Origin of the sequence: Escherichia sp. MOD1-EC6300, from assembly GCF_002965045.1 — a bacterium.
GTDB lineage: Bacteria > Pseudomonadota > Gammaproteobacteria > Enterobacterales > Enterobacteriaceae > Escherichia > Escherichia coli_F.
Genome location: NZ_PTRH01000011.1, coordinates 43,796 through 65,356 on the forward strand (window position 1 = coordinate 43,796; position 21,561 = coordinate 65,356).

At 48.6% G+C, this 21,561-nt stretch carries 19 protein-coding genes; 12 read left to right on the forward strand and 7 right to left on the reverse strand.

Features of this window, described 5'->3' with window-relative positions; translation table 11 throughout:
• The first annotated feature begins 38 nt into the window (after positions 1-38).
• The gene (locus tag BGE37_RS16780; protein WP_001030595.1) at positions 39-248 is read left to right on the forward strand and encodes a CsbD family protein; all 210 of its coding nucleotides are present in this window, start codon (positions 39-41) and stop codon (positions 246-248) included.
• A 41-nt stretch (positions 249-289) separates the two neighbouring features.
• Here BGE37_RS16780 and zur read toward each other — a convergent pair whose 3' ends face one another.
• Entirely contained in the window at positions 290-805 is a 516-nt protein-coding gene (gene zur / locus BGE37_RS16785) for a zinc uptake transcriptional repressor Zur (RefSeq protein WP_001353540.1), read from the reverse strand.
• A 316-nt stretch (positions 806-1,121) separates the two neighbouring features.
• On the opposite strand from zur, the gene BGE37_RS16790 reads away from it, so the two are divergent.
• The 3 genes from BGE37_RS16790 (at position 1,122) to pspG (ending at position 3,901) form a co-directional block, all read left to right on the forward strand.
• Positions 1,122-2,126: a DUF2713 family protein gene (locus tag BGE37_RS16790; RefSeq protein WP_088541555.1), complete on the forward strand. Its 1,005-nt coding sequence runs from the start codon at positions 1,122-1,124 to the stop codon at positions 2,124-2,126.
• 361 nt (positions 2,127-2,487) lie between these two features.
• Positions 2,488-3,525, forward strand: coding sequence for a tRNA dihydrouridine(20/20a) synthase DusA (gene dusA, locus BGE37_RS16795; RefSeq protein WP_001355080.1), 1,038 nt, complete (start codon positions 2,488-2,490; stop codon positions 3,523-3,525).
• A 133-nt stretch (positions 3,526-3,658) separates the two neighbouring features.
• Positions 3,659-3,901, forward strand: coding sequence for an envelope stress response protein PspG (pspG, locus tag BGE37_RS16800; protein WP_000891404.1), 243 nt, complete (start codon positions 3,659-3,661; stop codon positions 3,899-3,901).
• 165 nt (positions 3,902-4,066) lie between these two features.
• Here the strand turns inward: pspG and BGE37_RS16805 are convergent, their stop codons facing one another.
• The gene (locus BGE37_RS16805; RefSeq protein ID WP_001601108.1) at positions 4,067-5,050 is read right to left on the reverse strand and encodes a quinone oxidoreductase; all 984 of its coding nucleotides are present in this window, start codon (positions 5,048-5,050) and stop codon (positions 4,067-4,069) included.
• 82 nt (positions 5,051-5,132) lie between these two features.
• Between BGE37_RS16805 and dnaB the strand changes: the two genes are divergently transcribed.
• The 6 genes from dnaB to BGE37_RS16840 all read left to right on the forward strand — a co-directional run bounded on the left by dnaB (position 5,133) and on the right by BGE37_RS16840 (position 11,062).
• Positions 5,133-6,548, forward strand: coding sequence for a replicative DNA helicase (gene dnaB / locus BGE37_RS16810; RefSeq protein WP_000918363.1), 1,416 nt, complete (start codon positions 5,133-5,135; stop codon positions 6,546-6,548).
• Positions 6,549-6,600: 52 nt separating this feature from the next.
• The gene (gene alr, locus BGE37_RS16815) at positions 6,601-7,680 is read left to right on the forward strand and encodes an alanine racemase (protein ID WP_001147343.1); all 1,080 of its coding nucleotides are present in this window, start codon (positions 6,601-6,603) and stop codon (positions 7,678-7,680) included.
• 251 nt (positions 7,681-7,931) lie between these two features.
• Positions 7,932-9,125: an aromatic amino acid transaminase gene (gene tyrB / locus BGE37_RS16820; RefSeq protein ID WP_105288236.1), complete on the forward strand. Its 1,194-nt coding sequence runs from the start codon at positions 7,932-7,934 to the stop codon at positions 9,123-9,125.
• Between the two features lie 336 nt (positions 9,126-9,461).
• Positions 9,462-10,175, forward strand: a complete 714-nt coding sequence (aphA, locus tag BGE37_RS16830) for an acid phosphatase AphA (RefSeq protein WP_105288237.1) — start codon at positions 9,462-9,464, stop codon at positions 10,173-10,175.
• Positions 10,176-10,285: 110 nt separating this feature from the next.
• Positions 10,286-10,702, forward strand: a complete 417-nt coding sequence (locus tag BGE37_RS16835) for a secondary thiamine-phosphate synthase enzyme YjbQ (RefSeq protein ID WP_000270364.1) — start codon at positions 10,286-10,288, stop codon at positions 10,700-10,702.
• 3 nt (positions 10,703-10,705) lie between these two features.
• The gene (locus tag BGE37_RS16840; RefSeq protein ID WP_000155657.1) at positions 10,706-11,062 is read left to right on the forward strand and encodes an MmcQ/YjbR family DNA-binding protein; all 357 of its coding nucleotides are present in this window, start codon (positions 10,706-10,708) and stop codon (positions 11,060-11,062) included.
• A 34-nt stretch (positions 11,063-11,096) separates the two neighbouring features.
• Here the strand turns inward: BGE37_RS16840 and uvrA are convergent, their stop codons facing one another.
• Complete coding sequence (gene uvrA / locus BGE37_RS16845; RefSeq protein WP_032185682.1) at positions 11,097-13,919, reverse strand: excinuclease ABC subunit UvrA; 2,823 nt, start codon at positions 13,917-13,919, stop codon at positions 11,097-11,099.
• A gap of 254 nt (positions 13,920-14,173) precedes the next feature.
• Between uvrA and ssb1 the strand changes: the two genes are divergently transcribed.
• Entirely contained in the window at positions 14,174-14,710 is a 537-nt protein-coding gene (gene ssb1 / locus BGE37_RS16850) for a single-stranded DNA-binding protein SSB1 (protein ID WP_000168305.1), read from the forward strand.
• 212 nt (positions 14,711-14,922) lie between these two features.
• On the opposite strand, the gene BGE37_RS16855 is transcribed toward ssb1, so the two are convergent.
• The 4 genes from BGE37_RS16855 to BGE37_RS16870 form a co-directional block, all read right to left on the reverse strand.
• A complete protein-coding gene (locus BGE37_RS16855; RefSeq protein WP_105288238.1) occupies positions 14,923-16,209 on the reverse strand; it encodes an anaerobic C4-dicarboxylate transporter family protein in 1,287 nt (428 codons plus the stop codon).
• A gap of 90 nt (positions 16,210-16,299) precedes the next feature.
• On the reverse strand, positions 16,300-17,181 hold the full coding sequence (locus BGE37_RS16860) for a fumarylacetoacetate hydrolase family protein (RefSeq protein WP_105288239.1): 882 nt from the start codon (positions 17,179-17,181) through the stop codon (positions 16,300-16,302).
• A 271-nt stretch (positions 17,182-17,452) separates the two neighbouring features.
• Entirely contained in the window at positions 17,453-18,382 is a 930-nt protein-coding gene (locus tag BGE37_RS16865; protein WP_000607107.1) for a dihydrodipicolinate synthase family protein, read from the reverse strand.
• Positions 18,383-18,618: 236 nt separating this feature from the next.
• Positions 18,619-19,647: a LacI family DNA-binding transcriptional regulator gene (locus BGE37_RS16870; RefSeq protein ID WP_000051319.1), complete on the reverse strand. Its 1,029-nt coding sequence runs from the start codon at positions 19,645-19,647 to the stop codon at positions 18,619-18,621.
• 427 nt (positions 19,648-20,074) lie between these two features.
• Here BGE37_RS16870 and BGE37_RS16875 point away from each other — a divergent pair, with 427 nt between their 5' ends.
• Positions 20,075-21,472 carry an MFS transporter gene (locus BGE37_RS16875; RefSeq protein WP_000107353.1) on the forward strand — a complete coding sequence of 466 codons (1,398 nt, stop codon included), beginning with the start codon at positions 20,075-20,077 and terminating at the stop codon, positions 21,470-21,472.
• Positions 21,473-21,561 lie beyond the last annotated feature (89 nt).

The following is a 21,561-nucleotide window of genomic DNA, read 5'->3' on the forward strand; positions in this document are numbered from 1 at the left end:
CGTACTCTCATTCACAACCTAACGATGAGGTCTTGATTATGAATAAAGATGAAGCCGGCGGTAACTGGAAACAGTTTAAAGGTAAAGTGAAAGAGCAATGGGGCAAACTGACCGATGATGATATGACGGTCATTGAAGGTAAACGTGATCAACTGGTCGGTAAAATCCAGGAACGTTATGGTTATCAGAAAGATCAGGCAGAAAAAGAGGTCGTGGATTGGGAAACCCGCAATGAATATCGCTGGTAATTAATCCCTTCTGCCCGACGTGTACAAGGATGTACGCCCTGTTAGCGAGATTTCTTTTTCACCTGAATAGAGTGGTCATGGTGGCACTGTTCAGGATGACGACACGCTTCTATTTCTACACATGCTGAACATAATCCATGTGCTTCAATCACATTATGCCGCAGGGCAAAACCCATTTTTGCCGCCAGCGTATGCATGATGTCCTCCACACCTTCCGCACACTCTTCTTTCACCGCACCGCAGCGATCGCAAATAAACATAGCTGAAGTATGCGTTGGCTGGTCGAACAGATGACAGAGCACATAGCTGTTGGTGGACTCAACTTTATGCACAAACCCTTGCTCAAGGAGAAAGTCTAGCGCGCGGTAAACCGTTGGCGGCTTGGCTTGCGGTTCAGCTTCGCGCAACAAATCAAGCAGATCATAAGCGCTGATAGCGCCATCCTGCAGACTCATCAGGCGTAACACTTCCAGGCGCTGCGGGGTCAGGCGCACATTACGCTGCGCACAGAGTTTTTCAGCCTGCGCTAATAATTCCTGCGTTGTGGTCTTTTCCATCGGGCACCTCAAGGTGTGGGTTAAGAATGTCCTTACTTTACCATGTTCCAGGAAAAACACCGAGAACCCTTATTGTTGTTGTAATGTTGATTTTCTGTTTCATAGGTAAGGTGTTGTATAGCCAGGTGACACCATTATCAACATGACAATAATTATTACTCCATTTTTAAATACATTGCTTGAAGTTAACTCGCTATTTATTTAAATGCGTTTGAAAGTATGCCTACAGATCAGAAATTATGAGCGGTTTTTGATAGTGACTTTTTGTCAAATGAATTATAAGAATGATACAGCTCGGTAAAAAGGTGGATAAATTATGTCAAGTATAATAGGAAGTTCAAGAGATTACTTTAATAAAAGCCTCAACTCAAATCAATACGATAATAAAAATGTAAGCTCGGAAAAACTTAAGGATATGTATAATAAATCGGTTGATTATGCAACGATGAGTAATCGCGCTGCGATTATTGCAAAAATAGATTTGTTTATTCAGAGTATTACCCATAATTTATGGACTGCAAGTGAAAAGAATGTTTCCTTAATTGGACGAATAAATGCTCTCAAAGATTGGGTTGACGAGTGTATTGTACAGTGCACTAATGAGCAATTAGGTGATCGTGACTATATTTCTGCATTTGTAGAACGGGCGATTTTTCATTATGCGATGGATTTTGTTTGTAATCCAATGGAAAATAGCGATGCAACTCTAATAGACAGGTGTACTTTCGATGTAATAAATCAGAATGACCTTCCCTCCGCAATTCAGCTATTTTATGATAAACCCTATGGTAAAGTACCTGTAGCGTCATTACATCTAAAAACTGTAAGCGAAGGTTTTTTAAATTTGGAAAATGCATATAAAGCAAAGAACGATGCTCGCTTAAAACCCTTGGCTTCCCTTTTACTTTCATTCTCATATGGTAGTGCATCAGCTGATATCATAGCAACAGCACGAAGAGTTAATGATTATTGTGAAAACTACATAACAAGTAAGATAAAAATATTATCTCGTCAAGTGATGAAAAAAAGCCTGATGGATATGAAAGAATTAGTAGATAAAAATGAACTGGATTTTAATTTAATTCTGAATGAGAGGAAAAAGAAGGCTGAAGAAGACAATAAAGACATCACAGACATTACAAAAATGCAGGCTGCAGGTGAGACGTTAATTAAATTCGTTCAATCATTTGACCCAGACTCAACGGGACCCATTGTAATTGGCAAAGATATGAATGACAAAGATATAAATGACAACGATCTCATTAACGAAGATATTATTAAGTTCATTTATGACCTATTCGGTATTGTGTTAAAAAAATAAAATATGAATTTTCTCTGTAGTATGGAATTTTTTACATAAAAGAACCCAACATTGCTTGGGTTCTTTTTTATCTATCATTGCCATTCGCCGCGAGATAGTTCAACACGCTTTTATGTATGATTTTTTATTTATCGTCGAAACTGAATTGTTTATCATTGCTTTTCACAACGCTAACATCTAATAAGATTATTTCTTCAATTCGCGAGAGCGTCACGCTTTGAAGGGATCTCATTTTTCTTTTTCAAAGAGCCAGGCGCTTCCTGTTGTTATGGTATAGTACCCCGCTATTGAGCCTCCTGAACAGTGATGCTGAATAACATAACTCCATGATATATCGTTAAAATAATCTCTACATTTGAAAATGCACGGTAATTCTGAAATGCAAAAAATCAACCAAACCAGCGCAATGCCTGAAAAAACTGACGTTCACTGGAGTGGTCGGTTTAGCGTTGCACCAATGCTCGACTGGACGGACAGACACTGCCGTTATTTCCTGCGTCTGCTTTCCCGCAATACGTTGCTGTATACAGAAATGGTGACCACAGGGGCGATTATTCACGGTAAAGGTGATTACCTGGCGTACAGTGAAGAAGAACATCCGGTAGCGTTGCAACTGGGCGGTAGCGATCCGGCGGCGCTGGCGCAGTGTGCGAAGCTGGCAGAAACGCGCGGATATGATGAGATCAACCTGAATGTCGGCTGCCCGTCTGACCGGGTACAGAACGGCATGTTTGGTGCGTGCCTGATGGGCAATGCGCAGCTGGTTGCCGACTGCGTGAAAGCGATGCGCGATGTCGTATCGATTCCGGTGACGGTGAAAACGCGTATTGGCATCGATGACCAGGACAGCTATGAATTTCTCTGCGATTTCATCAACACCGTTTCCGGCAAAGGCGAGTGTGAGATGTTCATCATCCACGCACGTAAAGCCTGGCTTTCTGGGTTAAGCCCGAAAGAAAACCGTGAAATCCCGCCGCTTGATTACCCGCGCGTTTATCAACTGAAGCGCGACTTTCCGCATCTGACGATGTCGATTAACGGTGGTATCAAGTCGCTGGAAGAGGCTAAAGCGCATTTGCAACATATGGATGGCGTGATGGTAGGGCGCGAGGCGTATCAGAATCCGGGTATTCTGGCGGCGGTAGACCGAGAGATTTTTGGTTCCTCGGATACCGATGCCGATCCGGTGGCGGTGGTGCGTGCCATGTATCCGTATATTGAGCGTGAACTCAGCCAGGGAACTTATCTGGGCCATATTACCCGGCATATGCTGGGGCTGTTCCAGGGTATTCCTGGCGCGCGGCAGTGGCGGCGTTATTTAAGTGAAAATGCCCATAAAGCGGGTGCTGACATTAACGTGCTGGAACACGCGCTCAAACTGGTGGCAGATAAGCGTTAACTTTTCACCAAAAAGTAGTCAAATTCACCGCGCCCTGCGCACCGTCGCGGGGCGTTTTGCTGTTAAATCAATAAATTAGTTTTGGCATGATTCTTGTAATGCCAGCAAGAGATTTCATATTTGGGAGAGCATCATGCTGGAACTACTTTTTGTGATTGGCTTTTTTGTCATGCTGATGGTCACCGGCGTTTCGTTGCTGGGTATTATCGCTGCGCTGGTTGTGGCGACGGCCATTATGTTCCTCGGCGGTATGCTGGCATTGATGATTAAGTTGCTGCCGTGGCTGTTATTGGCGATTGCGGTAGTGTGGGTTATTAAGGCGATTAAAGCACCAAAAGTGCCGAAATATCAGCGCTATGACCGTTGGCGTTACTAAGGGATTGTGCGGACGATCACAACCTAAGGTTTTATCCTTAGAACAAAATAGGAATTGATAATCAAATCTGTCACTATTGCGCCTCTAACAGATTCATCGTGCTGTACCCTACATACAGCCGAACTATAAAAAGAAAGGGCTTCCCAGGTGGAAGCCCTATTTCTTTTATGGAATCAACAGGCTGGAGCCTTGCGTCGCCCGGCTTTCCAGAATCTCATGCGCACGCTGCGCATCCTTCAGCGGATATTTCTGTTGTTCGGCGACATCGACCTTAATCACACCGCTGGCAATCAAAGAGAATAGTTCATTACTGGCCTCGGTTAATTCCTCCCGCGTGGTGATATAGCCTTGCAGGGAAGGGCGTGTCACATACAACGAGCCTTTCTGATTGAGAATGCCTAAGTTCACACCGGTAACCGCACCTGATGAGTTGCCAAAACTGACCATTAAGCCGCGGCGTTGCAGGCAATCCAGCGACCGTTCCCAGGTGTCTCTGCCCACGGAATCGTACACCACGCGCACTTTCTTGCCACCGGTGATCTCTTTTAACCGCTCGACCAGATTCTCTTCGCGATAGTTAATAACCTGCCATGCGCCCGCTTTTAGCGCACTCTGCGCTTTTTGCGCGGTTCCCACGGTGCCGATAAGTTTCGCCCCAAGGGCTTTTGCCCACTGGCAGGCAATTAAGCCAACGCCGCCAGCCGCTGCGTGGAACAGGAACTGCTCATCAGGTTTAATTTCATAGGTTTTGCGCAGCAGATAATAAACCGTTAAGCCTTTCAGGAATGATGCCGCCGCTTGCTCAAAAGAAATTGCCGCGGGCAGAATCGCCGCTTTATCGGCATTGACGTTATGCACAGAGCTGTAAGCGCCTAATGCCGACTGTGCATAGACTACGCGATCGCCTGCCTTAATATGCTTTACACCACTGCCGACTTTACTCACGATGCCTGCCGCTTCGGTACCTAATCCGCTGGGTAGCGATGGCGGCGGATAAAGGCCGCTGCGGATATACGTGTCGATAAAATTGATGCCGATGGCTTTATTTTCGACCTGGATTTCATTCTCCGCCGGATCGGCAGGAGTGAACTCTACGGCTTGAAGTACTTCCGGGCCACCGTGCTTGTGAAATTCAATTCGTGTTGCCATGTGTCCTCCAGAACGTATCGTCAGGGTCTGCTTCATATGGTAAAGTTTCGACCCATTCTTTATCTCGGTAACTCCATTCACTATGGCAGGAAATAAACCCTTCAACAAACAGCAGGCTGAACCCCGCGAACGCGATCCACAAGTTGCCGGGCTGAAAGTGCCTCCGCACTCGATCGAAGCGGAGCAGTCGGTGTTGGGCGGTTTAATGCTGGATAACGAACGCTGGGACGATGTAGCCGAGCGTGTGGTGGCAGACGATTTTTACACCCGACCACACCGTCATATCTTTACCGAAATGGCGCGTTTGCAGGAAAGCGGTAGTCCTATCGATCTGATTACCCTTGCGGAATCGCTGGAACGTCAGGGACAACTCGACAGCGTTGGTGGTTTTGCTTACCTGGCAGAGTTGTCAAAAAATACGCCAAGTGCGGCGAACATCAGTGCCTATGCGGACATCGTGCGTGAACGTGCCGTTGTCCGTGAAATGATCTCTGTCGCGAATGAGATTGCCGAAGCCGGTTTTGATCCGCAGGGGCGAACCAGCGAAGACCTGTTGGACCTGGCTGAATCCCGCGTCTTTAAAATTGCCGAAAGTCGTGCAAACAAAGACGAAGGGCCGAAGAACATCGCCGATGTGCTCGACGCAACCGTGGCGCGTATTGAGCAGCTGTTTCAGCAGCCACACGATGGCGTTACCGGGGTAAACACCGGTTATGACGATCTCAACAAAAAAACCGCTGGTTTGCAGCCGTCGGATTTGATCATCGTCGCAGCGCGTCCGTCGATGGGTAAAACGACATTTGCGATGAACCTCGTCGAAAACGCGGCGATGTTGCAAGATAAACCGGTACTTATCTTCTCTCTTGAGATGCCATCAGAACAGATTATGATGCGTTCTCTGGCGTCGCTGTCGCGCGTTGACCAGACTAAAATTCGTACCGGGCAACTGGATGATGAAGACTGGGCGCGCATTTCCGGCACGATGGGCATTTTGCTGGAAAAACGTAATATCTATATTGATGATTCCTCCGGTCTGACGCCCACAGAAGTGCGCTCTCGCGCCCGCCGCATTGCCCGTGAACACGGCGGCATCGGGCTTATCATGATCGACTACTTGCAATTGATGCGTGTACCGGCACTTTCCGATAACCGTACCCTGGAAATTGCAGAAATCTCCCGCTCGCTGAAAGCACTGGCGAAAGAACTGAACGTGCCGGTGGTGGCGCTGTCCCAGTTGAACCGTTCTCTGGAACAACGTGCCGACAAACGCCCGGTCAACTCCGACCTGCGTGAATCTGGCTCTATCGAGCAGGATGCGGACTTGATCATGTTTATCTATCGTGATGAGGTGTATCACGAAAACAGTGATTTAAAAGGCATCGCGGAAATTATTATCGGTAAACAACGTAACGGCCCAATCGGGACGGTACGCCTGACCTTTAACGGTCAATGGTCGCGCTTCGACAACTATGCGGGGCCGCAGTACGACGACGAATAATAATTATTTTATGAATTAGGTAATTAAAGCAAACACTTATCAAGGAACACAAATGCAAGCGGCAACTGTTGTGATTAACCGCCGCGCTCTGCGACACAACCTGCAACGTCTTCGTGAACTGGCTCCTGCCAGTAAAATGGTTGCGGTGGTGAAAGCGAACGCTTATGGTCACGGTCTTCTTGAGACCGCGCGAACGCTCCCCGATGCTGACGCCTTTGGCGTAGCCCGTCTCGAAGAAGCTCTGCGACTGCGTGCGGGGGGAATCACCAAACCTGTACTGTTACTCGAAGGCTTTTTTGATGCCAGAGATTTACCGACGATTTCTGCGCAGCATTTTCATACCGCCGTGCATAACGAAGAACAGCTTGCTGCGCTGGAAGAGGCTAGCCTGGACGAGCCGGTTACCGTCTGGATGAAACTCGATACTGGTATGCACCGTCTGGGTGTAAGGCCGGAACAGGCTGAGACGTTTTATCATCGCCTGACCCAGTGCAAAAACGTTCGTCAGCCGGTGAATATTGTCAGCCATTTTGCGCGCGCGGATGAGCCAAAATGCGGTGCAACCGAGAAACAACTCGATATCTTTAATACCTTTTGTGAAGGCAAACCTGGTCAACGTTCCATTGCCGCGTCGGGGGGCATTCTGCTGTGGCCACAGTCACATTTTGACTGGGTGCGCCCGGGCATCATTCTTTACGGTGTCTCGCCGCTGGAAGATCGCTCCACCGGTGCCGATTTTGGCTGTCAGCCGGTAATGTCATTGACCTCCAGCCTGATTGCTGTGCGTGAGCATAAAGCCGGAGAGCCTGTCGGTTATGGTGGAACCTGGGTAAGCGAACGTAATACCCGTCTTGGCGTAGTCGCTATGGGTTATGGCGATGGTTATCCGCGCGCCGCGCCGTCCGGTACGCCAGTGCTGGTGAACGGTCGCGAAGTGCCGATTGTCGGGCGAGTCGCGATGGATATGATCTGCGTCGACTTAGGTCCACAGGCGCAGGATAAAGCCGGGGACCCGGTCATTTTATGGGGCGAAGGTTTGCCCGTAGAACGTATCGCTGAAATGACGAAAGTGAGCGCTTACGAACTTATCACGCGCCTGACTTCAAGGGTCGCGATGAAATACGTGGATTAATCGTTCTGTAATATCTGATTATCTGTGCCGGATGTGGTATGAATGCCTATCCGGCTAATAAAATCTTACTAATTCAATAAATTGATATTATTTCATGCTGTTATAAAGGTCGTGCCTCTGGCGAATGTGCGTTTGTCATTGGTCACTTTTTGTTGCTAATTGTCGTTCACCCCTGAACATCCTCTCGATCTTCCCCACCTTCCGGTTTATTGTGGTTTAACCACCTGCCCGTAAACCTGGAGAACCATCGCGTGTTTCAAAAAGTTGACGCCTACGCTGGCGACCCGATTCTTACGCTTATGGAGCGTTTCAAAGAAGACCCTCGCAGCGACAAAGTGAATTTAAGTATCGGTCTGTACTACAACGAAGACGGAATTATTCCCCAACTGAAAGCCGTGGCGGATGCGGAAGCGCGCCTGAATGCGCAGCCTCATGGCGCTTCGCTTTATTTACCGATGGAAGGGCTTAATAGCTATCGCCATGCCATTGCGCCGCTGCTGTTTGGTGCGGACCATCCGGTACTGCAACAACAGCGCGTAGCAACCATTCAAACCCTTGGCGGCTCAGGGGCATTGAAAGTGGGCGCAGATTTCCTGAAACGCTACTTCCCGGAATCAGGTGTATGGGTCAGCGATCCCACCTGGGAAAACCACGTAGCAATATTCGCCGGGGCTGGTTTCGAAGTGAGTACTTACCCCTGGTACGACAAAGCAACCAACGGCGTGCGTTTTAATGACCTGTTAGCGACGCTGGAAACATTACCTGCCCGCAGTATTGTGTTGCTGCATCCATGCTGCCACAACCCAACCGGTGCCGATCTCACCAATGACCAGTGGGATGCGGTGATTGAAATTCTCAAAGCCCGCGAGCTTATCCCATTTCTTGATATTGCCTATCAAGGATTTGGTGCCGGTATGGAAGAGGATGCCTACGCCATTCGCGCCATTGCCAGCGCTGGATTACCCGCTCTGGTGAGCAATTCGTTCTCGAAAATTTTCTCCCTTTACGGCGAGCGCGTCGGCGGACTTTCTGTGCTGTGTGAAGATGCCGAAGCCGCAGGCCGCGTACTGGGGCAATTGAAAGCAACAGTTCGCCGCAACTACTCCAGCCCGCCGAATTTTGGTGCGCAGGTGGTGGCTGCGGTGCTGAATGACGAGGCATTGAAAGCCAGCTGGCTGGCGGAAGTAGAAGAGATGCGTACTCGCATTCTGGCGATGCGTCAGGAACTGGTGAAGGTATTGAGCACAGAAATGCCAGAACGCAATTTCGATTATCTGCTTAATCAGCGCGGTATGTTCAGTTATACCGGTTTAAGTGCCGCTCAGGTTGACCGACTACGTGAAGAATTTGGTGTCTATCTCATCGCCAGCGGTCGCATGTGTGTCGCCGGGTTAAATACGGCAAATGTACAACGTGTGGCAAAGGCGTTTGCTGCGGTGATGTAATGTCGTTGGCAGGCGGATGAACAGCCGCCTGCTCAATCATCAATAAGTGGGTATACGTATTTTTTCGGCTAATCGTACAAAGGAATGGGTTCTGATAATCGATATTTCCTACTGAGAAAATAGAAGTTTTTATATCCGAATATTTTTACACGATAGAGAGCCATTAAGTTATTAAATACAACAAACATAGTCTGATCGCATGTGATCCTGCTCCCTTTCTTAACAAAAGCCGTAGATAACCCTTTTATTCCCTGGCAGCTGGCGTTATGGTCAGATGGTTTTTGCAACAAATCTCATAATAAAACGTTTCAATAGACTGACTATTTAGGGAAAAATATGCGCAAGATCACACAGGCTTTGAGTGCCGTTTGCTTATTGTTCGCTCTAAACAGTTCCGCTGTTGCCCTGGCCTCATCTCCTTCACCGCTTAACCCTGGTACTAACGTTGCCAGGCTTGCTGAACAGGCACCAATTCATTGGGTTTCGGTCGCACAAATTGAAAATAGCCTCGCAGGGCGTCCGCCAATGGCGGTGGGGTTTGATATCGATGACACGGTACTTTTTTCCAGTCCGGGCTTCTGGCGCGGCAAAAAAACCTTCTCGCCAGAAAGCGAAGATTATCTGAAAAATCCTGTGTTCTGGGAAAAAATGAACAATGGCTGGGATGAATTCAGCATTCCAAAAGAGGTCGCTCGCCAGCTGATTGATATGCATGTACGCCGCGGTGACGCGATCTTCTTTGTGACTGGTCGTAGCCCGACGAAAACAGAAACGGTTTCAAAAACGCTGGCGGATAATTTTCATATTCCTGCCACCAACATGAATCCGGTAATTTTTGCAGGCGATAAACCAGGTCAAAATACAAAATCGCAATGGCTACAGGATAAAAATATCCGAATTTTTTATGGCGATTCCGATAACGATATTACCGCCGCACGCGAAGTCGGTGCTCGTGGTATCCGCATTCTGCGCGCCTCCAACTCTACCTACAAACCCTTGCCACAAGCGGGTGCGTTTGGTGAAGAGGTGATCGTCAATTCAGAATACTGACAGAGCGGGAGAGCGTGACACTCTCCCGAATGCTGTTTTTTTAATCACACCTTTATCCTTTCGCTGTCTTGCTGCAAACTGATTAAGAGAGTTTTATCAAGGAGCAGCACATGTGGTATCAAAAGACGCTCACGCTTAGCGCCAAATCTCGTGGATTTCATCTGGTAACGGATGAAATACTGCATCAGCTGGCTGATATGCCGCGCGTTAACATCGGTTTACTGCATCTGTTGCTGCAACATACCTCCGCCTCTCTGACACTTAATGAGAACTGCGATCCCACCGTACGCCACGACATGGAGCGTTTTTTCCTCCGCACCGTTCCCGATAACGGAAATTATGAGCATGACTATGAGGGAGCAGACGATATGCCTTCTCATATCAAATCCTCAATGCTGGGAACATCGCTTGTATTGCCGGTGCATAAAGGGCGTATTCAGACCGGCACCTGGCAAGGCATCTGGCTGGGGGAACATCGCATCCACGGCGGATCGCGTCGCATCATCGCGACACTACAAGGGGAGTAAAAAATGACCATTTCGGAGTTGCTACAATATTGCATGGCAAAACCAGGCGCAGAACAGAGCGTGCATAACGACTGGAAAGCGACGCAGATCAAAGTGGAAGATGTACTGTTTGCGATGGTGAAAGAAGTAGAAAATCGCCCAGCTGTTTCGCTGAAAACCAGCCCGGAGCTGGCGGAGCTGCTACGTCAGCAGCACAGCGATGTGCGTCCAAGCCGCCATCTGAATAAAGCGCACTGGAGCACCGTGTATCTCGACGGTTCGCTGCCAGATTCGCAAATCTATTATCTGGTGGATGCGTCTTATCAGCAGGCGGTGAATTTACTGCCGGAAGAAAAACGTAAATTGCTGGTGCAACTCTGAAAGGAAAAGGCCGCTCAGAAAGCGGCCTTTGCGATTACAGCATCGGCTTAAGGAAGCGTGCCGTGTGTGATGCTGCGCACTCCGCGACGGTTTCTGGTGTACCGGAGACGAGGATCTCGCCGCCGCCACTGCCGCCTTCCGGTCCCAGGTCGACAATCCAGTCAGCGGTTTTGATCACGTCGAGATTGTGCTCAATCACCACGATGGTATTGCCCTGATCGCGCAGTTTATGCAGTACGTCGAGCAGTTGCTGAATATCGGCGAAGTGCAGACCGGTGGTCGGCTCGTCGAGAATATACAGTGTCTGCCCGGTGCCGCGTTTTGACAGCTCACGCGCCAGCTTCACGCGCTGGGCTTCACCACCAGAAAGCGTGGTTGCGGACTGCCCGAGGCGAATGTACGTCAGGCCAACGTCCATCAACGTTTGCAGCTTACGCGCCAGAGCTGGCACCGCATCAAAGAACTCACGCGCCTCTTCGATGGTCATATCCAGCACTTCGTGGATGGTTTTGCCTTTGTACTTAATCTCCAGCGTTTCACGGTTATAGCGTTTACCTTTGCACTGGTCGCACGGTACGTAAATGTCCGGCAGGAAGTGCATCTCCACTTTGATCACGCCGTCGCCCTGACAGGCTTCGCAGCGTCCGCCACGGACGTTAAAGCTGAAACGTCCTGGCGTATAACCACGCGCACGGGATTCCGGTACGCCCGCAAACAGTTCACGTACAGGCGTAAACACGCCAGTATAAGTCGCCGGGTTAGAACGCGGAGTACGACCAATTGGGCTTTGGTCGATATCGATCACTTTATCGAAATGCTCCAGCCCCTGAATATCGCGATAAGGTGCCGGTTCGGCGATGGTCGCACCATTCAACTGGCGTTGGGCAATCGGGAACAGTGTGTCGTTAATCAGCGTCGATTTACCGGAACCTGAAACCCCTGTGATGCAGGTAAACAGACCGACTGGCAGCGTCAGCGTCACGTCTTTCAGGTTATTACCACGTGCGCCTGTCAGCTTCAGCACTTTTTCCGGATTCGCCGGAACGCGTTTCTTCGGCACTTCAATCTTGCGTTTGCCGCTCATGTACTGCCCGGTTAACGACTCAGGCACCGCCATAATCGCTTCCAGGGGACCTTCCGCGACTACTTCACCGCCGTGTACACCTGCGCCCGGGCCAATGTCGATCACATGGTCAGCGGCGCGAATCGCGTCTTCGTCGTGCTCCACCACAATCACGGTATTACCGAGATCGCGCAGATGGATAAGCGTACCCAGCAGGCGCTCGTTATCGCGCTGGTGCAGGCCGATAGACGGCTCATCCAGCACGTACATCACGCCAACCAGGCCCGCACCAATCTGGCTCGCCAGACGGATACGCTGGGCTTCACCGCCAGAAAGCGTTTCTGCCGAGCGGGAAAGTGTCAGGTAATTCAGGCCGACGTTAACGAGGAATTTCAGGCGATCGCCAATCTCCTTAAGAATTTTTTCCGCAATCTTCGCTCGTTGACCTGCGAGTTTGAGATTGTTGAAGAATTCCATCGCATGACCGATGCTCATGTCGGAGATAGCAGGCAGCGGCGTATTCTCGACATACACATGGCGCGCTTCCCGACGCAGACGCGTTCCTTCGCAGCTGGCGCACGGGCGATTGCTGATAAACTTGGCTAATTCTTCGCGTACCGCACTGGATTCCGTCTCTTTATAACGGCGCTCCATATTGTGCAGCACGCCTTCAAACGGATGACGACGAATGGAGGTATCGCCGCGATCGTTCATGTATTTGAATTCAATGTTTTCTTTGCCTGAACCGTACAGCACCACTTTATGCACGTTCGCGCTAAGGCTGCCCCACGGCGCTTCGACGTCGAACTTATAGTGATCTGCCAGCGATTTCAGCATCTGGAAATAATAGAAGTTGCGGCGATCCCAGCCTCGGATCGCACCGCCAGCCAGCGACAGTTCCGGGTTTTGGATCACGCGATCAGGATCGAAATATTGCTGTACGCCAAGGCCGTCACAGGTCGGGCAGGCACCCGCCGGGTTGTTAAACGAAAACAGGCGTGGTTCCAGTTCACGCATACTGTAGCCGCAAATTGGGCAGGCGAAGTTGGCGGAAAATAGCAGCTCTTCCGCTTTTGGATCGTCCATATCGGCAACTACCGCGGTACCACCGGAAAGCTCCAGCGCGGTTTCAAACGACTCTGCCAGACGTTGGGTGAGATCGTCACGCACCTTGAAGCGATCAACCACCACTTCAATGGTATGTTTCTTTTGCAGTTCCAGTTTCGGCGGATCGGAAAGATCGCAGACTTCGCCATCAATACGAGCACGGATGTAACCCTGGCTTGCCAGGTTCTCCAGCGTTTTGGTGTGTTCGCCTTTGCGCTCTTTAATGATTGGCGCGAGCAGCATCAGACGCTTGCCTTCCGGCTGCGACAGCACGTTATCCACCATCTGGCTGACGGTTTGCGCCGCCAGCGGTACATCGTGGTCCGGGCAGCGCGGCTCACCGACGCGGGCGAACAACAAACGCAAATAGTCGTGGATTTCGGTGATTGTCCCCACCGTAGAACGCGGGTTATGAGACGTCGATTTCTGCTCAATCGAGATGGCAGGAGAAAGCCCTTCAATATGATCGACGTCCGGCTTTTCCATCAGTGACAGAAACTGCCGCGCGTAGGCGGAAAGGGATTCAACGTAACGGCGCTGCCCTTCGGCATATAAGGTGTCGAAAGCGAGCGAGGATTTGCCAGAACCCGAAAGCCCGGTCACGACAATGAGCTTGTCGCGGGGGATAACGAGGTTGATGTTTTTGAGATTATGGGTGCGGGCGCCCCGAACTTCGATCTTATCCATTCACCTTTCCCGGATTAAACGCTTTTTTGCCCGGTGGCATGGTGCTACCGGCGATCACAAACGGTTAATTATGACACAAATTGACCTGAATGAATATACAGTATTGGAATGCATTACCCGGAGTGTTGTGTAACAATGTCTGGCCAGGTTTGTTTCCCTGAACCGAGGTCACAACATAGTAAAAGCGCTATTGGTAATGGTACAATCGCGCGTTTACACTTATTCAGAACGATTTTTTTTCAGGAGACACGAACATGGCCAGCAGAGGCGTAAACAAGGTTATTCTCGTTGGTAATCTGGGTCAGGACCCGGAAGTACGCTACATGCCAAATGGTGGCGCAGTTGCCAACATTACGCTGGCTACTTCCGAATCCTGGCGTGATAAAGCGACCGGCGAGATGAAAGAGCAGACTGAATGGCACCGCGTTGTGCTGTTCGGCAAACTGGCAGAAGTGGCCAGCGAATATCTGCGTAAAGGTTCTCAGGTTTATATCGAAGGTCAGCTGCGTACCCGCAAATGGACCGATCAATCCGGTCAAGATCGCTACACCACTGAAGTTGTGGTAAACGTTGGCGGCACCATGCAGATGCTGGGTGGTCGTCAGGGTGGTGGCGCTCCTGCAGGTGGCAATATCGGTGGTGGTCAGCCGCAGGGCGGTTGGGGTCAGCCTCAGCAGCCGCAGGGCGGCAATCAGTTCAGCGGCGGCGCGCAGTCTCGCCCGCAGCAGTCTGCTCCGGCAGCACCGTCTAATGAGCCGCCGATGGATTTTGATGACGACATTCCGTTCTAAGATTTCTTTTGGTTCAGGTGGTTACCGCCAGTGTGCGTTAGCCACAGCCTCAGATTGATATCTGCCCGGTAGCTACTCGGGACATTGAAAAATACATATTTATCCCCAACAGGCTGGTTGGGGATTTTTAATACCTGAGTGATGTTGATGATGCTGCAGTTTGTTTTATGTGAACTATGAGTCTGATGATATTGACTCCTGCCATATACATTTTAAATAAACAATGCGAATCCCGCGGCGAAGAGTATCGATAACACGGTTGCCATTAAACCAGGAACAATAAACGGATGATCGATTATTCGATTTCCTAATTTCGTTGACCCCGTATCATCAAGAGTCACGGCGGCTAATAATGTGGGGTAGTTAGGTAAAATAAAAAGAGAAGCCGTTGCTGGAAAGCAGGCGACCAGAGTGGCAGGGGCGATACCCATACTTAATGCAATAGGAAAAAGTATTTTGGTGGAGGCCGCCTGAGAATATAGAAAACATGACGCCAGCATAATAATAATTGCCAGCAACAATGGTGAATCTAATAAATATCCGGAAATCATGCTTTGAAACCACACCTGGTTACTATCCATGAATGTAGAACCGAGCCAGGCGACACCTAAAATACAGATGCATGACGTCATCCCTGTTTTAAAAACTGATGTCGCAGGAATGTTATTCACATTTACCCGGCAAAACATAACAATGGCGAGTGCTACAGCCATCATTACTGAAATACGGACCTGTCCACTATTTAAAACGGGATGTATGATAACGCCTGTTTTCGGACTGGCAATGAGGGCGTAAAAAAGTACTACAACTAGGCCAAAAATAAATATTAGTACTGAGCGACGAGCTCCCTGTACCACAGGCGCAGACAGAGATTTTTTCGTTACAGCCATATGTACGGGTAATTGATCATTCTGGCGAAGTTTGTCCCAGAACAGGTAAAAAAGCGAAGTACAAATCAACGCTAATAAAGTAGCCGGTATAGAAACGGCAATGAGTTGCAAATATCCCCATCCCTGGTGATTTTTTTCCAGGATGCCTGAAAAGAAAATAACGGCGGCAGAGATAGGCGAGGCAACAATACCTAACAATGAAGCGGTAACCGAAAGCGCCAACGCCCGGGTGGGACGAAGTTGATTTTCCTTCGCGACACCCACAATAACCGGCATACAGGCAAATGACACCTGACCGGTACTGGCCATCATGGTTAATAGCCATGTAGACAGAGGTGCAGTTATTACCAGCAGGCGAGGGTAGCGGCGAAGCATTTTTTCGGTTAAACCAACCAGATAGTCAATCCCACCCGCTTCTTGCATTGCAGCAATTGCAATGATGACAACCATAATAAAAACGATCACCAGCATCGGTAAATCGCCGGGTGTTGCACCAAGGGCGCACAAGGCGATGACACCTGCCCCACCAGCAAATCCGACACCAATGCCGCCAATACGCATTCCTAAAAACAGGAAAAATAAAACGATAATAAATTGCAGCATGATCATCACGCATACTCCTTGAAAGGATTGCCTACCACTTAATGTTAATTTCTAAAGTGCCAGGCTATCTATCCGAATTTTTCGTTAACTTTATAATCAGCAGGCGTTATCGAGTTCTGATTGTAAAGTGACCGGATACTCTTCGTTGTCGCTTATAATGTGATTTATCAGGCAACCAATTCTTGAAATCTCAACTTCAACAATATCACCAGGCCACAAGAAGAGCGGTGGAGAGCGTTTTTTACCGACCCCACCCGGAGAGCCTGTTAATATCACGTCACCGGGCGATAAGGTGGTGAAAGTACTGATATAGGCAATCAAATCCTTAATAGAGTGCAGCATGCTATGTGTATTATCATTCTGCACTTCCTTGCCGTTAAGACGGGTGATAATATTCAGATTTTGAGGGTCAGGAATTTCATCTGGCGTAACCATCCATGGCCCGAATCCACCTGTTGCAGGCCAATTTTTACCGGCAGTAAACCAGCTGTGCTGCCAGTCACGAACGGAACCATCCATATAACAGCTATACCCGGCAATATAGTTAAATGCTTCATCAGCAGGAATGTGAGAACCCTGGCGACCTATAATTACCGCCAGTTCGCCTTCATAATCAAATTCATTACTCAGGGTCGGTTTTATTAACCCACAACGGTGGCCCGTCTGAGTATCAGCAAAACGGATAAATAGCGTCGGATCGCCACCTTTTTCATTAAATTCTGCACATTTTTCCCGGTAGTTCATACCTGCGCAGATGATTTTATTTGGTCGAGTAATTACGGGCAGAAAAGTCACTTCGCCCTGATGGTAATCGGCTTTTTTACCTGCAAACAAAGCGATGTCTAATGAATGTTGACTGGCAACGTATGATTTCAGGTCGGGAAGTTCGGGAAATAATTTATGCAAGTCAATAATTCCATCGGATACGATGGCACCATACTTTTCTTCGTTATCTACAGAAAAACTGAGCAGTTTCATGATGTTCCTTCAATTCATGCCATGATCAGGGCATTACTTACCTTCTGGCTTCTGAGACGTTGTACTATGGCCTGGATTCTAACAATCTCATCATTATTACATCTGAGTTATTCAAAATAGCCCGGCGCGACAATAGGCTGATGAAGAGAATGAGCCACCTTATGATTGTATGTAAAGGTGGCTGTCGTCGTTAATGTGGCATTAAGTGAAAGAAAGCAATAACCATCAGGAGTAGTGATTTAGAATACTGCTTTCTTTTCTGTTGCCGGAGTTATTTAACGCGCGGCAGGTCAGCTGCACGCATAGCAGCATGAATTTCTTCTTCGGCACCATGCTCCAGCGGTAATAGCGGTGAACGAACAGTAGCATGTTCGAGAATACCGCGAGCAACCAGCGCGTGTTTCAGGGCGACGGTTCCTTCCATATGGGAACCGCGATGATATACGCACTTCGTTACTGGCAGCAGACGGTCATGTATCGCGCGTGCTTTTTTATAATCGCCAGCTTTACCTGCTTTGATCATCTCGATGAGCGGTTCTGGCGCAATATTGCCATAGCCGACAAGGAAACCATCTACGTCAAAAGCAGTGTGTACCAGATATTCATCATGGCAACTGAGGATCTGTAATTCCGGACGCTCGCGGCGGATAACCGGGATCTCTGTATCCCAACGACGCATATTGCGTACACCATTTTTCATAGCAAAAACACCGGGTTGTGCGGAAATATCCAGCAGTGTTTGCAGATTATAGGTTGCTTTAGTCACATCAGGATACTGAAACAGGATCAAGGGCAGGCCGCTTTCTTCATAGACAACGCGGTAGCGATCTTGTGGTGCGCCGTCCTGGTAGCCGAAACGCAACCATCCATGAGAAGGATATAACAGGCCTGCTGAAGCACCAGCTTCCACGGCACGTTTGGCTTCTTTAGCAGCGACGTCAGTCCCTTCACCGGTGATACCGGCAATGATAGGCAGCTTGCCATCTACGGATTTTACGAAAGCACGGATCACAGCGGCCTGTTCATCTTGTGTCAGGAAAGTACCTTCACCAGCATGACCAAGTACAACTAACCCTTTAACGCCGTCAATACTACCCAGCCAGCTTCCCAGACGCTGGATAGCATCAAAATCAATACTACCATCACGATTGAAAGGGGTAACCGGTGCCGGGGTCAAACCTCTGAGATCTATATTGATCATGACTATCTCCTTAATAATTTAGTCTTTTTTATTATGTGGACAATGCAAGAAACGAAATGAAAACGTTCTTGCAATCGTTTTCACAAGATTGAATTTGAACCTGATGAATGAGGTTGTCAATCAACAGTTGTTGAAAAATGCAGCAGGGATCACAAAATCAGGGAAGGAATATAAGAATTTTAATGTTCTTCATTTGCTGCAAAACCCCGGGTTTTGCAGCAAATGAAAGACAGGCTTTACTTGGGTGAACTCGTTGATTTTCTTGGTATTAAAGTCGGTATGGTTGTACGCAAAGAGCGGCCACTGTCGGCATTAATCAACATGTCCACAGCATTACTGGCGATATGCTCTAGCGGCGTTCTTACGGAAGTGAGCGCCACAGGAAGTCGGCTGACCAGAGGAATGTCGTTATAACCCACTAACGACAACTCTTGGCCGATTGTTATCCCCAAATGGTGAGCGGCAGCAACCACACCAATCGCTATTTCGTCATTTACCGCAAAAATAGCGGTTGGAGCAGGAGTCGTTCTGAGGAGTTTCATCCCTGCTTCTTCTCCCGACTGGATGTTAAAGTCTGATGAACAGCACCATTGCGGCTGTATAGTTAGTCCGGCTTCGCGCATTGCCTTTTCAAAACCTTTACGGCGATTAAGCGCATTTGAGGCAAAATCCGGGCCACCTATCAAACCGATGTTTTTATGTCCTAAATCAATAAGATGGCGAGTAGCAAGGTAACCACCCAGTTCATCATCGCCGATGGATGATGGGCTAACACCATCAGTACGCAGGGCGAGCACATGGGGAATATCCCTTTCACGCAAAGTTTGCGGTAGGGGATCGCCGAGGCGACAGGTTGACATAATCAAGCCGTCGACCCGCCTGTCGAGAAGTGATTCTACAGATTCTCGCTCTTGCTGGGGATCGTCTCCACAAGTCGCGACCACTGCGAAGTAACCACGATGCGACGCTGCTTTAGCGATTTCTTCAAACAACATTGCAGTAACTGCATCAGTCAGGCGTGGAACTAATACACCAAGTGTCCCGGTGCCGCCGCGACGGAGACTGGAGGCAACATAATCCCGACGATAGCCCAATTCGCGTGCGACCTGGCGTACTTTTTCGGCAGAAGCGCTTTTAGATGGCGGTAATCTTTCATCCAGGATACGCGAAACGGTAGAAATACTCACCCCGGCAGCATTCGCCACGTCACGCATGGTGATCAGCTTTTTTTCTGTTTGGTCTTTTTCTTCGCTTTCCAGGCTCATAGCTGACTCCCGTATGTATTAATTACCTGAAAGGTCCCGTCATTCAAAAGGCCAGTGCGTAATGATTGGCCTTGTAAAATGGTACGGCAATTTTTTGTATGTACAAAGAAATGTTGGATGTTTACTACGTCCTGAGCGTGTACGTATCCGATCTTTGTCGCGAGCTTTCTTGATGGCTTTAAGAACAACATCACATTTTTTCTCTAAGCAGATATCCGGAATGTGAACTGATTAACAAATATTCGCTGAGTCGAATTGACATCCCCCGGGAAACTAATGACGATAATTATACATGAAAACGATTGCAGAAACGTTTTCATTATGGTTTTTATGCAGATAGATTCTCAAATAACTGCAAGTGAATAGCTGCCAGCCGCTGGGTTTGGCGCAGTTCGTTGTCTTGCGAATCAATCAACAGGATATCGCTATGTCAACTCAGGTTATTACTTCTGAAAGTATTATTGCCAGTCCGCGGGAAGGCGATCCCGCAACGCTGCTTGCCAGGCTCGAACGACTCCCTGTCACCAGGCGTCTTTTAGCTATTCGTGTAGTGGTGGGTTTATCGACATTCTTTGATGCTTACACCATTATCGCGATAGCTTTTGCGCTACCGCAACTCACTCAGGAATGGGGATTAACACCAACCTTCATCGGGCTGATCATTGCCGCAAGCTATGTTGGGCAGCTCTGCGGCGCACTCTTTTTTGGCTCTCTGGCAGAAAAAATTGGCCGCATTGGCGTGTTGCGTATCACCATTGTGATGTTCGTCGCGATGGATGCCGCTTGCCTGTTTGCCTGGAATGGATGGTCGATTCTGGTTATCCGTTTCCTGCAAGGATTAGGAATAGGGGCAGAAGTTCCGGTTGCCAGCGCTTATATCAATGAATTTATCGGAGCAAAAAAACGTGGCCGCTTTTTTTTACTCTACGAGGTGATTTTTCCGATCGGTATGATGTTTGCTGGTCTTGTAGGCTATTTTCTTGTTCCGCTTTACGGCTGGAAAGTGATGTTTTTGATAGGTCTTATCCCTTCGGCATTGACGGTTCCGTTACGCTGGTTAATGCCTGAGTCTCCACGCTGGTTAACAGCGAAAGGTCGCCATGTTCAGGCTGAGAAAGTCGTTGCGGCGTTTGAGAAAGAAGCGCTGCAGCGAGGAATGGAATTACCTGAGCCGGTGATTAATCCTGCAGTTGTGCAAAAGGAACCTGCAGGTGGCGTAAAAGAACTATTTTCCGGCATCTATAAATCACGCACGTTTATGTTATGGGGACTATGGCTGACCGTTTATACGGTGAACAATGGTATGATCACCTGGTTTCCTACCATGTATAAAACGCTTTTTCACTTACCACTGGAAACCAGTCTGGCTTATGGTTGGATTACTTCCTCCTGTGGAGTTTTTGCGTCGGTAATTTGTGCACTGCTTATCGATCGTATTGGAAGAAAATGCTGGTATACCTGGGCTTATTTACTGGCCATTATCCCGTTAGTGACTCTTTGTATTTTCGGAGCCAAATCTGCCATTGAAATCCTTATTTTCGGTAGTATGACGTATGCCATTCTCCAGACCATTGCCTTCTCTCTTTATCTCTACTCTGCAGAGCTATACCCCACTCGCCTGAGAGCGATTGGAACGGCATTTTCCAGTGCCTGGTTGCGGGCTGGCTCTTCCGTTGGACCGTTGCTGGTGGGATTCATTGTTTCTGGTTTTGGGATCCGCTTTGTTTTTATTGTGTTCGCAGTCATCGCGTTAATAGGCGGCCTGGTTACCTATTTGTTCGCTATTGAAACGAAGGGAAAATCACTGGAAGAGCTTTCGCCGTAGCCGTACTGACCGGGAAGAAAGGATCGGCCTGCCAGAGAATTTCTGTGTTTCACCAGCATTAAGAAATATTTGCCAGTAGCGCTTCTCTG

Coding starts and splice junctions, on each gene's coding strand:
- BGE37_RS16780 (WP_001030595.1), top strand. CDS start 39: ATGAATAAAGATGAAGCCGGCGGTAACTGGAAACAGTTTAAAGGTAAA.
- zur (WP_001353540.1), bottom strand. CDS start 805: ATGGAAAAGACCACAACGCAGGAATTATTAGCGCAGGCTGAAAAACTC.
- BGE37_RS16790 (WP_088541555.1), top strand. CDS start 1,122: ATGTCAAGTATAATAGGAAGTTCAAGAGATTACTTTAATAAAAGCCTC.
- dusA (WP_001355080.1), top strand. CDS start 2,488: ATGCACGGTAATTCTGAAATGCAAAAAATCAACCAAACCAGCGCAATG.
- pspG (WP_000891404.1), top strand. CDS start 3,659: ATGCTGGAACTACTTTTTGTGATTGGCTTTTTTGTCATGCTGATGGTC.
- BGE37_RS16805 (WP_001601108.1), bottom strand. CDS start 5,050: ATGGCAACACGAATTGAATTTCACAAGCACGGTGGCCCGGAAGTACTT.
- dnaB (WP_000918363.1), top strand. CDS start 5,133: ATGGCAGGAAATAAACCCTTCAACAAACAGCAGGCTGAACCCCGCGAA.
- alr (WP_001147343.1), top strand. CDS start 6,601: ATGCAAGCGGCAACTGTTGTGATTAACCGCCGCGCTCTGCGACACAAC.
- aphA (WP_105288237.1), top strand. CDS start 9,462: ATGCGCAAGATCACACAGGCTTTGAGTGCCGTTTGCTTATTGTTCGCT.
- BGE37_RS16835 (WP_000270364.1), top strand. CDS start 10,286: ATGTGGTATCAAAAGACGCTCACGCTTAGCGCCAAATCTCGTGGATTT.
- BGE37_RS16840 (WP_000155657.1), top strand. CDS start 10,706: ATGACCATTTCGGAGTTGCTACAATATTGCATGGCAAAACCAGGCGCA.
- uvrA (WP_032185682.1), bottom strand. CDS start 13,919: ATGGATAAGATCGAAGTTCGGGGCGCCCGCACCCATAATCTCAAAAAC.
- ssb1 (WP_000168305.1), top strand. CDS start 14,174: ATGGCCAGCAGAGGCGTAAACAAGGTTATTCTCGTTGGTAATCTGGGT.
- BGE37_RS16855 (WP_105288238.1), bottom strand. CDS start 16,209: ATGATCATGCTGCAATTTATTATCGTTTTATTTTTCCTGTTTTTAGGA.
- BGE37_RS16860 (WP_105288239.1), bottom strand. CDS start 17,181: ATGAAACTGCTCAGTTTTTCTGTAGATAACGAAGAAAAGTATGGTGCC.
- BGE37_RS16865 (WP_000607107.1), bottom strand. CDS start 18,382: ATGATCAATATAGATCTCAGAGGTTTGACCCCGGCACCGGTTACCCCT.
- BGE37_RS16870 (WP_000051319.1), bottom strand. CDS start 19,647: ATGAGCCTGGAAAGCGAAGAAAAAGACCAAACAGAAAAAAAGCTGATC.
- BGE37_RS16875 (WP_000107353.1), top strand. CDS start 20,075: ATGTCAACTCAGGTTATTACTTCTGAAAGTATTATTGCCAGTCCGCGG.